The 11,687-nt window shown below is 61.8% G+C and carries 12 protein-coding genes; 3 read left to right on the forward strand and 9 right to left on the reverse strand.

What is annotated here, in order from left to right; genetic code table 11:
* Positions 1 to 30: 30 nt before the first annotated feature.
* Genes AB4O36_RS13615 through AB4O36_RS13650 form a run of 8 tightly spaced genes read right to left on the reverse strand, consistent with a single transcriptional unit; the run spans position 31 to position 7,670 of the window.
* Positions 31 to 828, reverse strand: coding sequence for an enoyl-CoA hydratase (locus AB4O36_RS13615; RefSeq protein WP_460142008.1), 798 nt, complete (start codon positions 826 to 828; stop codon positions 31 to 33).
* A gap of 58 nt (positions 829 to 886) precedes the next feature.
* Positions 887 to 1,894 carry an ABC transporter ATP-binding protein gene (locus AB4O36_RS13620; RefSeq protein WP_460142009.1) on the reverse strand — a complete coding sequence of 336 codons (1,008 nt, stop codon included), beginning with the start codon at positions 1,892 to 1,894 and terminating at the stop codon, positions 887 to 889.
* Positions 1,895 to 1,899: 5 nt separating this feature from the next.
* Positions 1,900 to 3,735, reverse strand: a complete 1,836-nt coding sequence (locus AB4O36_RS13625) for an ABC transporter permease (protein ID WP_460142010.1) — start codon at positions 3,733 to 3,735, stop codon at positions 1,900 to 1,902.
* Between the two features lie 57 nt (positions 3,736 to 3,792).
* On the reverse strand, positions 3,793 to 4,833 hold the full coding sequence (locus tag AB4O36_RS13630) for an ABC transporter substrate-binding protein (RefSeq protein WP_460142011.1): 1,041 nt from the start codon (positions 4,831 to 4,833) through the stop codon (positions 3,793 to 3,795).
* 60 nt (positions 4,834 to 4,893) lie between these two features.
* Positions 4,894 to 5,643, reverse strand: a complete 750-nt coding sequence (locus AB4O36_RS13635) for an SDR family oxidoreductase (protein WP_460142012.1) — start codon at positions 5,641 to 5,643, stop codon at positions 4,894 to 4,896.
* Complete coding sequence (locus AB4O36_RS13640) at positions 5,640 to 6,095, reverse strand: MaoC family dehydratase (RefSeq protein WP_460126008.1); 456 nt, start codon at positions 6,093 to 6,095, stop codon at positions 5,640 to 5,642. The genes AB4O36_RS13635 and AB4O36_RS13640 overlap by 4 nt, the downstream gene beginning before the upstream one ends.
* Positions 6,092 to 6,493: a Zn-ribbon domain-containing OB-fold protein gene (locus AB4O36_RS13645; protein WP_460142013.1), complete on the reverse strand. Its 402-nt coding sequence runs from the start codon at positions 6,491 to 6,493 to the stop codon at positions 6,092 to 6,094. Before AB4O36_RS13645 ends, AB4O36_RS13640 begins: the two co-directional genes overlap by 4 nt.
* Positions 6,494 to 6,503: 10 nt before the next feature.
* The gene (locus AB4O36_RS13650) at positions 6,504 to 7,670 is read right to left on the reverse strand and encodes an acetyl-CoA acetyltransferase (protein WP_460142014.1); all 1,167 of its coding nucleotides are present in this window, start codon (positions 7,668 to 7,670) and stop codon (positions 6,504 to 6,506) included.
* 156 nt (positions 7,671 to 7,826) lie between these two features.
* Here AB4O36_RS13650 and AB4O36_RS13655 point away from each other — a divergent pair, with 156 nt between their 5' ends.
* The 3 genes from AB4O36_RS13655 (at position 7,827) to AB4O36_RS13665 (ending at position 10,065) form a co-directional block, all read left to right on the forward strand.
* Complete coding sequence (locus AB4O36_RS13655; RefSeq protein WP_460142015.1) at positions 7,827 to 8,771, forward strand: LysR substrate-binding domain-containing protein; 945 nt, start codon at positions 7,827 to 7,829, stop codon at positions 8,769 to 8,771.
* A 31-nt stretch (positions 8,772 to 8,802) separates the two neighbouring features.
* Positions 8,803 to 9,270: an acyl-CoA thioesterase gene (locus tag AB4O36_RS13660; protein WP_460126016.1), complete on the forward strand. Its 468-nt coding sequence runs from the start codon at positions 8,803 to 8,805 to the stop codon at positions 9,268 to 9,270.
* Between the two features lie 174 nt (positions 9,271 to 9,444).
* Entirely contained in the window at positions 9,445 to 10,065 is a 621-nt protein-coding gene (locus AB4O36_RS13665; protein ID WP_460142016.1) for a TetR/AcrR family transcriptional regulator, read from the forward strand.
* 33 nt (positions 10,066 to 10,098) lie between these two features.
* On the opposite strand, the gene AB4O36_RS13670 is transcribed toward AB4O36_RS13665, so the two are convergent.
* Positions 10,099 to 11,565, reverse strand: coding sequence for an efflux transporter outer membrane subunit (locus tag AB4O36_RS13670; protein ID WP_460142017.1), 1,467 nt, complete (start codon positions 11,563 to 11,565; stop codon positions 10,099 to 10,101).
* Positions 11,566 to 11,687 lie beyond the last annotated feature (122 nt).

Raw genomic sequence — 11,687 nt, forward strand, 5'->3', positions numbered from 1 at the left:
TGCTGTTATGAATCCATCAAACCGAACGCCCTAGCACCCTTGCCAGGCAGGCGAACGTTTTTGCTGGAAGGCCGAAACGCCCTCACGAAAATCCCAGGACTGGTAGCAGCGCAACAACACGTCTTCGTCCCGGACATTGGCCACCTGGGCATCGCGAAGGCGGCGTAACACGGTTTTGGTCGCCCACAGCGTCAGGGGCGCCAATTGCGTCAACTGCTCGGAGACGCGCTCGGCGGCGGCCTCCAGTTGGTCCTCCTCGACCATCTCGCGAAAGGCGCCGCTGGCGATCAAGCCAGGCGCCTCCACCAGCCGCGCGCTGAACACCATTTCCTTGGTCATTGCCGGGCCGAACAGGTCGATCAGGCGCTGATAATTCAACGCACTCAGACAGTTGCCTACCGTTCTCGCAATGGGGAAACCGAAGCGCGCCGATGGGCTGATCAGGCGCACGTCGCAGGCCGCGGCGATCAAGGCTCCGCCGCCGACACAGGGGCCGGCAATCGCCGCCACCGTGGGAAACTTCAGCGCTTCCAGGGCGGCAATCAGGGTTTCACTGTGGCCTTCCAACTCCAGGAACTCGGCTTCGGTTTTGGCATCTTCCAGCGCGCCGAAATCGGCGCCCGCCATGAACGAAGGACGCTTGCCAGTGGCGCCGGTCAGGACCAAAGCCTTGACCGAGTCGTCAACGGCCAGTTCGAGAAAGATCCCGGTCAGTGTTTCTTCCATGGCCGGCGACATCGCATTCAGCGCATCAGGACGATTGAAAATCACCCATTCGACGCTGCCCCGGCGTTGTCGAACGATCTCTGTACTTTCACTCACTTTCATCACTGCACCTTGTTCTTCAACCGAAATTTGAATGTCGCTGCGCGGCGACACAGAGCCATCAACTGGTGACGCGGCTACCCGGTTGCAGCAGGTGGCAATCGCCTTCCGGCAGTTGCAACAACACCACCTGCCCCACTTGATAATCGATAGTCGGCGGTGTGAACGCCCGTACTGTGGCGCCCAGGCCGATGTCCACCAGCACGTCGCAGTACTCGCCCAGATACGCCGTGCGCAGCACAGTGCCGGGCAAGACGTTGTCCGCGCCCTGCTCGGGCCCTACCACCCGGACTTTCGAAGGACGGATGCACAGGGTGACTTCCTCGCCGGGTTTCCCCCCGCTTCGGTCAACGCCCTTCAGTGCCTGCTCGCCGAACTGCGCGATGCCGGCGGCTTTCACCCGAGCGGGAATAACGTTGTTGCTGCCGATGAAGGCCGCCACGAAGGCATTCGATGGTCGTTCGAAGATTTCCCGGGGCGAGCCCAGTTGCTGGACACTGCCACCGTTCATGACAGCCACCTGGTTGGCCGTGACCAGCGCCTCGCCCTGGTCGTGGGTCACGTACACCGTGGTCAAGCCGAGCAGGTCGTGCACGCGGCGAATCTCGAAGCGCATTTCTTCACGCAGGTGGGCATCGAGGTTGGACAGCGGCTCGTCCAGCAACAGGATGCTAGGCTCGACGATCAGCGCCCGCGCCAGGGCCACACGCTGTTGCTGGCCGCCGGACAACTCGGACGGATAACGGTCGGCCAGATGATCGAGGTGCACGGTCTTCAGGGCTTTCTTCAGTTTCTGTTCCAGTTCAGCGCGAGGCACCTTGCGGATTTGCAAACCGAACGCAACGTTCTCGGCCACTGTCTTGTGCGGCCACACCGCGTAGTTCTGGAACACCAGGGAAATGTCCCGGTGCTCCGGTGGCACCACACCCTGGGGACTGGAGATCACCCGGTCATTGACACGGATCTCACCACCGCTGGGGGTTTCGAAACCGGCCAGCAACTGCAACGTGGTCGACTTGCCGCAGCCCGAGGGGCCGAGCAAGGCCAGCAGTGTCCCGTCTTCGACCACCAGGTCTATGCCCTTGAGCGCCTGGAACTGACCGAAGCTCTTTTGCAGGTTGCGAATGTGGATCTGGCTCGTTGGGCGGCTCCTGGTTCTGTACGAGTGAGCCCGGCACTTGGGCGTTTGTGTCGGGCCAGCTTGACGTTGAGCAATTGCGCGAGCGCCACCACCAGCATGGTAACCACCAGCAGCAACACGCTGGCCGCCGCCACGGCTTCGTAATTGCCCCCGTCCTTGTAGTTATAAATCAGCGTGGTCATGACGTTGGTGCTCGGGGTGATCAGGAACACCGCCACCGACAGCTCGCGCATCACCGGGATGAACACCAGCAGCCAGCCGGAGATCAGCCCGGAGCGCATCAACGGTGCGGTAATGCTGGTGAAGGTTTTCGCTTCGCTGGCGCCCAGGATGCGGGCCACCCGCTCAAGGTCAGGGCTGATGCCTTTGAGAATCGCCCCGCCATGGGAATAGGCAATCGGCAGGAACGTGGCAACAAACGCCGCGACGATGATCGCCGAGGTGCCATACAGGCTCAGCGGAGGCTGCGTGTAGGCGGCGAAGAAACCCACCGACAGGACGATCCCCGGAATGATGATCGGCAGGTTAGTCAGGCCGGCGATCAGGGTCGTGCCCGCCACGAGCCGCCGCTCGACGATGTAGGCGATCACCGCGCCGAGCAGCACACAGATGGTCGCGGCGCCAGCAGCATAGGACAGCGAGTTGAGGATCGCCGCCTGGGTTTCGCCATTTTCCAGGATCGCCCAGCGATACCAGTGGAACGTCAGGTTGCCAAGCGACGGTCCCTGGCCCCAGGCCTTGGAGAGCGACACCACGATCAGCGCAAAGTACGGCAGCAACACCGCCGTCACCGGCACGATCAAGGCGAACGCCAACCCGCCCCAGCGCCAGCCCTTGAGGTCAATGCGCCGGCCGGCACGGCTCTTGCCGCCAATCATGACGAAGCGCTTGCGTCCCAGAATCTTCCTGCGCACCCAGAACAAGCCACCGGTCAACAGCAACAACGGCATGCAATAGGCGGCCGCCATGTACAGCTCAGGCGGGAACAACTGATAGAACTCGGCCAGTTTGGTGGTCACCACCGCCGTGCCCGAAGGCGTCAGCAGGAAGGCCGGCACACCGAACAGTGTCATGCCCTGGATGAACGACAGGATGAAGCCGACGATTACCGCAGGCATCACCATCGGGATGGTCACGCTGAACATCGTGCGCAACACCCCGGCGCCGAGGGTAGTCGCCGCGTCCTCGAGCTCCACCGCCATGTCATCCAGCGCACTGGCGACGATGGTGAAGGTGTACGGCACGGTGTAGATCGCACAGACGAAGATCGCACCGCCCATCGAGTAGATGTTGAGCAACGGCTGCGTGCTGTCGAACAGGTAGCGATACAGTGAGTTGAGCCAACCGGCATTCGGTGCGGCCAGCAGGATCCAGCCCAGCGCACCGATGAACGACGGCGTGACGAACGCGCCGAGGGTCAACATCCGGATCAGCCCACGCCCTGGCATGTTGGTGCGGGCCACCAGCCAGGCCAGCGGCACACCAAGCACAGTCGAGAACAGCGCCGTGGAAAACGCCAGGATGATCGAGTTGCCCAGCGGCGCCAACATGCCCTTGGCAGTCATCAGGCGCGCGTAGTTGTTCAGTGTCCATTGCTGTGTCGCGTCATCGTGCAGACTGTTGTAGACAATCCAGCCCACCGGTTGCGCGACCAGTGCAAACAGGCACAACAGCACGGCTGAGACCACGGTCCAGCGCACCCACGGTCGGTGTCGCCGGATGCCGGCCTTGGAGGCAGCCGGTGATGAATCTATTGCAAAAACGCCCATGAAGGGTCACTCCTGAATCAGACGACGGTCACTCTGCAGGCCGAAGCCTGCAAGGGTTCAACCCATGATTTCTTTCCATTTGGCGATCCCCTCGGCCACTTCCGCCGCCAGGTCCTGCGGTGGGTTGCGGTACCACTTGATCTGATCCAGGCTGCGACCCTCGGCCCAGGGCACATCGGTGCGCAGGGTCGGCCAGAAGTTGGCGGCCAGGATCTGCGAGACTTCCAGGTCGTAAAGGAAATCGGAGAAAAGCTTGGCCGCATTCGGATGGGGTGCCTTGAGCGGAATGGCGTTGAGCCCCAAGTTGAGGATGGTGCCGTCGGTCGGTGGCTGCACATTGATAGGGTTGCCCGCCGCCCTTTGCGTCAGCGAGAAACTGAACGGCGCGCCCAGGCCCACCAAGCGCTCACCGGAGAGAATGTCAGTGACGGTATCGACGTTGGACTGGCCGACCTTCGGGTTGAGCTTGCTCAGTTCCTTGAGGTAGTGGTCGCCGTACTTCTTGCGCATGGCCACGAGCCAGGAGGCCACGTCACCGGAAAACGCCGGGCTGCCCACGGTCAGCTTGTTGGCCCACTGACTGTCGAGCGCCGCCTCCCAGGTGGCCGGGGCCGAACTGACCTTGTCCGACTGGTAGTTGAGGCAGGTCAGGCTGATGGCGCCGACCTGGTACATATCGTCCTTGTCCAGGCTTTGGAATTCGCTTGGCAAGAACTCGGTGCCGGCCGGCTTGTAGGGCAACAGCGCGCCGATTTTCTTCAATTCCAGGTAATGCAGGATGTTGGTGCTGCCCAGCGAGTCGCAGTTGGGAGCATTGTTCTGAAGCTCAAGGCGCAAGCGCGTGTAGACGGTCTGCGAGGCCTGGCGCAGCAAGTTGACCTTGATGCCCGGATAACGCTTGATGAAGGCGTCGCGAATGGCTTCGATGGTCTTCTGCTCGTATGAGCCCCAATACAGGTTGAGCGCGCCCTCCTTGCGGGCGGCTTCGTACAGCGATTCGTCAGCGGCAAATGAAGGCCGGATCAATCCTCCCGCCATCAAGCCCACGCCGGCGATACCGCTGGCCTGCAAAAATTTGCGCCGTGTAAATTCGACCATCTCGAGACTCCTTCGCGTTCAGTGACTGCGATATTTTTTGGTTATCTGGAATCGGCAGGATCAGTAGTCGCCCGTGGTCGCGCCGCCATCGACGATCAGCACTTGCCCGGTCATGTAACTGGCATCGTTGGACGCCAGGAAAGCCACGACTGCAGCAATTTCCGAAGGTTGTGCCGGTCGTCCCAAGGGCATTCTGGACATCCATTTCTCTCTTATGTCCTCCGGCACACTGGCCAGAATCGGTGTTTCAACAATACCCGGCGCAATCGCGTTGACCAGTACACCATGACGCGCCGCCTCCAGCGCCACGGTATGGGTCAATCCCACTACACCGGCCTTGGCACTCGAATAGTTCGCTTGCCCGAACGCACCGAAAATGGCCGTGGAAGCGATATTGATAATCCGCCCCCATCCTCTCCCCATCATGGCCGCCAAACCAAACTGGCAACCCAGCCACGAGCCGCGCAGGTTGACGTCGATTACCGACTGCCACTCTTCGTCACTCATCTTGACTAGCGAACGATCGCGAACGATCCCGGCCACATTAACCACAATGTCCAGCGCTTCGAAGGCTTCCGGAAGCTCCGCCACGGCGGCCTGCCAACTGGCACGACTCGATACGTCGAGGGTGACGGCGCAGGCCTGGCGCCCTTGCGCAACCAAGGCATTGGCCAGCGTTTGCGCACCCGGCCCCAGATCGGCAATCACGACCCTGGCGCCTTCATCGGCCAAGCGCTGGCATATGGCGGAGCCGATGCCGCCGGCACCACCCGTGACCAGCGCTACATGGCCCTGCAAACGCCCGGTCATGACGGCTGCCCTCCCCGGCATGCCACGGCGAACACATCTTCGCCTTCCTGCACCAGCTCTTCGTTCTGGTTGAGCAGGCGCATCGAAACCCTGGCAATGCCCCGGGACGGATTGGACTGGCTGCGACGCAGCTCCTGGACCTGGGCCACGTAGTACAGGGTGTCCCCAGCGAAGACCGGGCCCGCGAAACGGCGGCGGGTCTCCATGAAGGCCAGGATCGCCCAGTCATCAATGCTCGAGCGCAGGCCGGTGCTCATCGAGTGAGCCAACATGCCGTGGGCGATGCGCCGGCCGAACAGGTTTTGCCGCGCGGTCTGTTCATCCATGTGCAACGGGTTGAAATCTCCAGTCAGCCCGGCAAACAGGACGATGTGGGTTTCCGTCAGAGTGATGCGCGACGACGTGACGCTCTGGTCTGCTGCCAGGTCCTCGAAATACAGGGTAGAACTCATGAGTGGCTCCGTGCCTGGAACACAGGCAATGAGGTGGAAGAATCCAGGGCGGTGAACGCAACCCTCACCGGCATGCCGATCGAAATGTCCTCGAGGGCAACATCGCGCAGTTGCGACAACATCAGCGGCCCCTCTTCGAGCTCGATAACGGCGCAGACGTAAGGGGCATCCAGGCGCGTGTGACCGCGATGAATCACCGTAAAGGTGAAGACCGTGCCGCGCCCGGACACCTGCACCCAGTCGGGCACAACGCCCAGGTCGTCGACGCAATGAGCCCTGGGGTACCACTGCCAGGCGCCGGACACCGGGTTGCGCTGGATCAGCAGGCGTTGTTCCTGGTTGGCCTCCCACCAGGAGGCAGACAGGTTGTCGCGAGTCACGGGGCTGAAAGTGGCCATGCGCAGATCCTCAAACGGTCAGTATCAGGGTGGCGGCAGCGCAGAACGTGCCGCCCAGGCCATGTACAAGTGCAACCTCGGCGTCCTCGACTTGCACGCCCGGGCCTTCGTTGCGCAATTGGCGAACCCCTTCGATCAGGGCGAGCAACCCACGCTTGCCGGGGTGATTCGACGCCAGCCCGCCGCCATCGGTATTGCACGGCAAGGACCCGCCGATTTTCAGGTGGCCATCGGCGACAAATCGACCACTCTCGCCACGCGGGCAAAAGCCCAGGTCTTCCAGCGCCAGCATCGGCGTGATGGTAAAGGCGTCGTACAGTTGCGCGACGTCCACGTCCGCATGCGTCAGCCCCGCCATCTCGAAAGCCCGAGGCCCGGTGCGCGCCGCTGGCGTGATGAGGTCACGGGGCATCTGGCTGATTTGCGTGCGCTGGGTGGCCATGCCGAAGCCGCCGAGGTACACCGGTTTCTGCCGGCAATCCTGTGCCCGCTCGCGGCTTGTCATGACAATGGCACCACCGCCGTCAGTGACCACGCAGCAGTCCAGGCGATGCAGGGGCGATGCGATCATCGAGGAACTCAAAACGTCGTCGACGGTGATCGGCTTGCGACCAAGAAAGGCATCCGGGTTGCCGGCCGCGTGCTGGCGGAAGGTCACGGCCACCTCGGCCAATTGTTCCGGGGTAGTGCCATACAGGTGCATGTGGCGCTGGGCAAACATGGCGTAGGTGGAAATCAGCGTCGGCGCAAACGGCAGCTCGAATTGTCCGGGCCCGGCGGGCAGCACGAAGGGATCGAAGGATGGCGTGTTCAACGGCCACCAACGCGGCGACGCCGCGTAACTGATCACTACCACATCCACCAGTCCTGCCGCGATTGCAGTGGCCGCATGGGCGGCATGAACCAGATACGAACAACCGCCGACATCGGTGCTGTCGAACCAGCGCGGTTCGATGCCCAGATATTCGGCCATCTCGGTCACACTGTTGACGCCACCACCTTCAGCCCAGTCGCCAGACGCGACACACAGGCCATCAACGTCATTGAGGGCCAACCCGGCCTGGGTCAGCGCGGCGTGAATGCACTCCACCTGGATGGCAAACGGATGCACGCCCTGGGCGTCTCTTCGCGGTGATTCATAGGCGCCGACGATGGCGGCGCGTCCTGAAATGTTCAACCTGTGCTCCTGAGTTCGAGAACCGTGGCATCAAGTTCCATTATCCGAACGCCCTCCAACAAGCAGTTAGAACAGGCGCTATTGGTGCATTAAACGCACCGATAGCTGGCATGAGCCTTGCTGTAGCCAAAGGGTCCGAGTACCCAGGAAACAACCATGAATCGCCGCCTTCCCCCCTTGCTCGCCGTGCGTGCTTTCGAAGGATTCAGCCGCTGGGGCAGTGTGCGTCAATGCGCCGAGGAACTGGCGGTGTCGCACACGGTGATCTCCCGCCACATCCAGAACCTGGAGAGTGCCGTGGGCACCAAATTGGTGAGGAAATCCGGACGCGGGCTGGAGATGACGCGCGAAGGCCAGCGCTATGCCGCGCAACTGCGCCGGGCGCTGGACATCATTGCCGACGCCAGCAGCGACCTGCGCCAGGGCGAAGACGCCCTGCACGTCTGCTGCATGGCAGGGCTGGCGTCACGGCGCCTGCTGGGGCGTCTCGGCGAACTGGAAGAGGCGCTGAACGGCCGCGAGCTGACGCTGGAGCCTACCAGCACGCGGCCCGACTTCAACCGCAACGAAGCTGATGCCGAGATCGTCTACCTGGAAGAACTGAACCTGGGCGATGAGCTGTGCGCCGAACTGTTCGCCCGTCCGCTGATACGCGCGGTGGCCAGTCCGGCCTTCTGCAATCGTTACCCCGAGGTGCTGTGTGCCGAGGACATGCTGGGCCTGCCTTTGATTCACGAACGCAATACCCAGCGCTGGTCACAATGGCTGAGCATCGCCGGTGTCACCGATCTACCCAGGCTTCGCGGCCCGCGCCTGTGGCATGGACACTTGACCCTGGAAGCCGCCTGCATGGGCCAGGGCATCGCCCTGGTCAGCGAGCTGCTGGCGGACGAAAAAATCGCCGCTGGCGAGCTGGTGGAAGTGCTGCCCATGACGATCCGTCTGGGCGGCTATTACTTCATTGCGCCGACCCGAAAATGGAACGATCCGGCCATCGTCCGATTGCGCAACTGGCTACACTCGGTCTTTCCGGGGGAGCTGGAAAAAGGCGACAAAAACGCACCAGTAGAGCGCTCGCCCGGCGATATGGCACCGCATTGAAGCTCATGTTGCAATCAATGGAGACCCCACGTTGAACACGCCACCGTCAAAAACAAAACCCCATGAACTGGCCGTCGTCCAAGACCAATGGATAGACCTCTACGGCCACATGAACATGGCGTATTACGTGCAGTTGCTCGACGACCTGGGCCACCGCATCCTCGACCGCTTTGGCCTGGGCGAGGGTTACACACGTGAACACAACTGCGGATTGTTCACCGTGGAAGCCAACGTCAAGTACATCAAGGAAGTCCGCGCCGGCGACCCGTTGCGGGTCGAACTGACTCCGGTGCGTTTTGACGACAAACGCCTGGTGACCCAGGTGGACCTTTACCATCATGAGCTCAATTACCTGAGCGCGAGCATGCTGCAGACGGCGCTGCATGTGGATCTCGGGACGCGCAGGGTGAGGCCATTTTCGGAGGCTGCTGTCCAGAGGCTCAGAGCGTTGAAGGATGAGTTTGAGGTTAATGGGTGGAACCGGACACGAGCCCTCTGACATTGGCCCAGCAGCTTCGAGGGCGCAGGTAGCGGTCACGAACATCGAGCCAGGCCCCGAGCCAGCGAGATGAGGCGAATGAGCGCGGCGCCGCTGACTCACCGCTGTAAATGGGACCGCTCAGCTTGTCGTTCGCAAGTTGTCAGCCTGCTGGCGGGTGGGTAAGCTGCGTGGATGAATCAGCCATCGATAGCATCGCCCACCGCCCGCGGCCCCGCCGATCATGACATTCGCAACCAGATTGTCGCGGCGGCCAATGAGCACTTCAGTCAGTACGGTTACGCTAAAACCACGGTCTCGGACCTGGCCAAGGCCATTGGATTCTCGAAAGCCTATATCTACAAATTTTTCGATTCCAAGCAGGCGATCGGCGAGGCCATCTGCACACATTGTTTGACGCAGATCGTCGCCGCCGTAGAGCTGTCCATCAACGGGGAAACTCTCAGCGCAACGGAGCGGTTTCGACGCTTGGTCAAAACAGTGATCGCGACGGCTGTGGACCTGTTCTTCAACGACCGCAAGCTCTACGACATCGCCGCGTTTTCCGCTTCGGAGCGCTGGCCGAGTTCGCTGGTTTATGAAGCACAGATCAAGCAGTTCATTCTGCAGATCGTGCGTGACGGGCGAGAGGCAGGTGAGTTTGAACGCAAGACGCCTCTGGACGAAACGGTAGAAGCGATCCACCTGACTCTGCGGCCTTTCGTCAATCCTCTCCTGCTGCAATACAACCTCGACTTTATCGAGGACGCGCGGTCACTCACCTGCAACCTCATCCTGCGCAGCCTCATGCCCTGAACGGCGAACGCTCGCGACTGTTCCGGGCTTCGATTATCGCGCTGCTGTCGCGACGCCTTGCGGCTGAGTCGGCTGCCACCCACCGCCCAGCGCCCTGAACGCTGCCACTGCCGCCCTCGCCGCTTCCGTTCGCGCCTGTGCCCGGGCGTCGGCGGTCTGCAGCAGGGTTTCATCGGCGTGCAGGACGTCTATCAGGCTCGCCGTGCCCTTCTGGTAGGCAACGAACGTCGATTGGCGAGCCTGTGTCAACGATGTCTCGCCTTTTGCCAGCGTGCTGGCCTGAATGTCTCGATTCACCAGAGACGAGAACGCGTTTTCGACATCTTCGGTGGCCCGTAAGACTGACTGGCGATAGACGGCCAGCGCCTGGGCTTCCTGCCCTTTGGCCAGATCGATCTGAGCGTTGATCCGGCCAAAGTCGAAGAGTCTCCAGCGCAACCCAAGCACGCCCGCCGACTGACTGGCACCGCCAGTGAAAAGGTTGCCACCGGAGACCGCCGTGGCGCTGCCGAGCAATGCGCCGAGGGAGAATTTGGGGTAATACTCAGCCATCGCCGCCCCGATACGGGCGTTGGAGGCCGCCAGTCGCCGCTCGGCAACGATCAGATCCGGCCGGCGGCGCAGCAGATCCGCCGGAGACCCCGTCTGCGTTATTTGCGGCGCAACGGGAATACTCTGCGCCTTCGCCAGTTGCTCGCGATGGGCGCCAGGCGGTGTGGCGAGTAACACGTCCAGCGCATTCATCGCAGCGTCAAGGCCCACCTGCAAGACCGGCACGCTCGCTTGAACTTGCGCCAATGCCCCCTCGGTCTGCTGAACCTGATAATCGGCAGCAAGACCCTTGGCGTTGAGCAAGCGGACTTTTTCCAGCAGCCCCTGCTGGGTTTCCACTTGTCGATTGGCAATGTCCAGACGCGCCTGCAAGCCGCGAATCGTGATGTACGCGTCTGCAGTCTGCGCGGCAATGGCGAGCCGAGTGGCGACTCCATCCGCCTCGGAGGCCTGATACTCGGCGAACGCGGCTTCGCGTGCGCGTCGCAGCCCACCAAAGACATCAACCTCCCAGCTCGCGCCCAGATCAACTTCGTAGGAAGTCCCATAGCGATCATACCCAGGTGTCGAGTTCAACACCTGGCCGAGCGGAGTTTCGACCGATTGGTAGGAGCGCGCAGCCTGCCCACTGATGTTCGCCGAGGGCACCAGGGCTGCATTCGCCGCCCCCAGTCCCGCCCGCGCCTGCGTGATGCGTGCCGACGCCTGCGCGAGATCAAGGTTCTGCTCCAGCGCCCTGGAAACGAAGTCGGTCAATACCGGATCACCGAAACCTTCCCACCAGGTCACGAGACTGGCAGGCATGGCGGCGCCCCTCTGCTCGACAGCAGATTGATCCATGTAGCGCTGCGGAAAAACTGCGTGCGGACGCTGATAGTCCGGACCGACCGCGCAGCCTGTCATCAGGTGGACACTCAATAGAAGGGCTACGGCGCGAAAAGGGGGCATCAAGACACCTTGTGAAATGAGAATTCGTGACCATGTTACGTTATGGTCACCAACTGTCAATCCACGCCGACACCCATTAAATTCATTATATATAGGTAGCAAGTCGATACCCAACACATCCC

The organism is Pseudomonas sp. S2_E01, from assembly GCF_054668365.1.

Coding starts and splice junctions, on each gene's coding strand:
- AB4O36_RS13615 (WP_460142008.1), bottom strand. CDS start 828: ATGAAAGTGAGTGAAAGTACAGAGATCGTTCGACAACGCCGGGGCAGC.
- AB4O36_RS13625 (WP_460142010.1), bottom strand. CDS start 3,735: ATGGGCGTTTTTGCAATAGATTCATCACCGGCTGCCTCCAAGGCCGGC.
- AB4O36_RS13630 (WP_460142011.1), bottom strand. CDS start 4,833: ATGGTCGAATTTACACGGCGCAAATTTTTGCAGGCCAGCGGTATCGCC.
- AB4O36_RS13635 (WP_460142012.1), bottom strand. CDS start 5,643: ATGACCGGGCGTTTGCAGGGCCATGTAGCGCTGGTCACGGGTGGTGCC.
- AB4O36_RS13640 (WP_460126008.1), bottom strand. CDS start 6,095: ATGAGTTCTACCCTGTATTTCGAGGACCTGGCAGCAGACCAGAGCGTC.
- AB4O36_RS13645 (WP_460142013.1), bottom strand. CDS start 6,493: ATGGCCACTTTCAGCCCCGTGACTCGCGACAACCTGTCTGCCTCCTGG.
- AB4O36_RS13655 (WP_460142015.1), top strand. CDS start 7,827: ATGAATCGCCGCCTTCCCCCCTTGCTCGCCGTGCGTGCTTTCGAAGGA.
- AB4O36_RS13665 (WP_460142016.1), top strand. CDS start 9,445: ATGAATCAGCCATCGATAGCATCGCCCACCGCCCGCGGCCCCGCCGAT.
- AB4O36_RS13670 (WP_460142017.1), bottom strand. CDS start 11,565: ATGCCCCCTTTTCGCGCCGTAGCCCTTCTATTGAGTGTCCACCTGATG.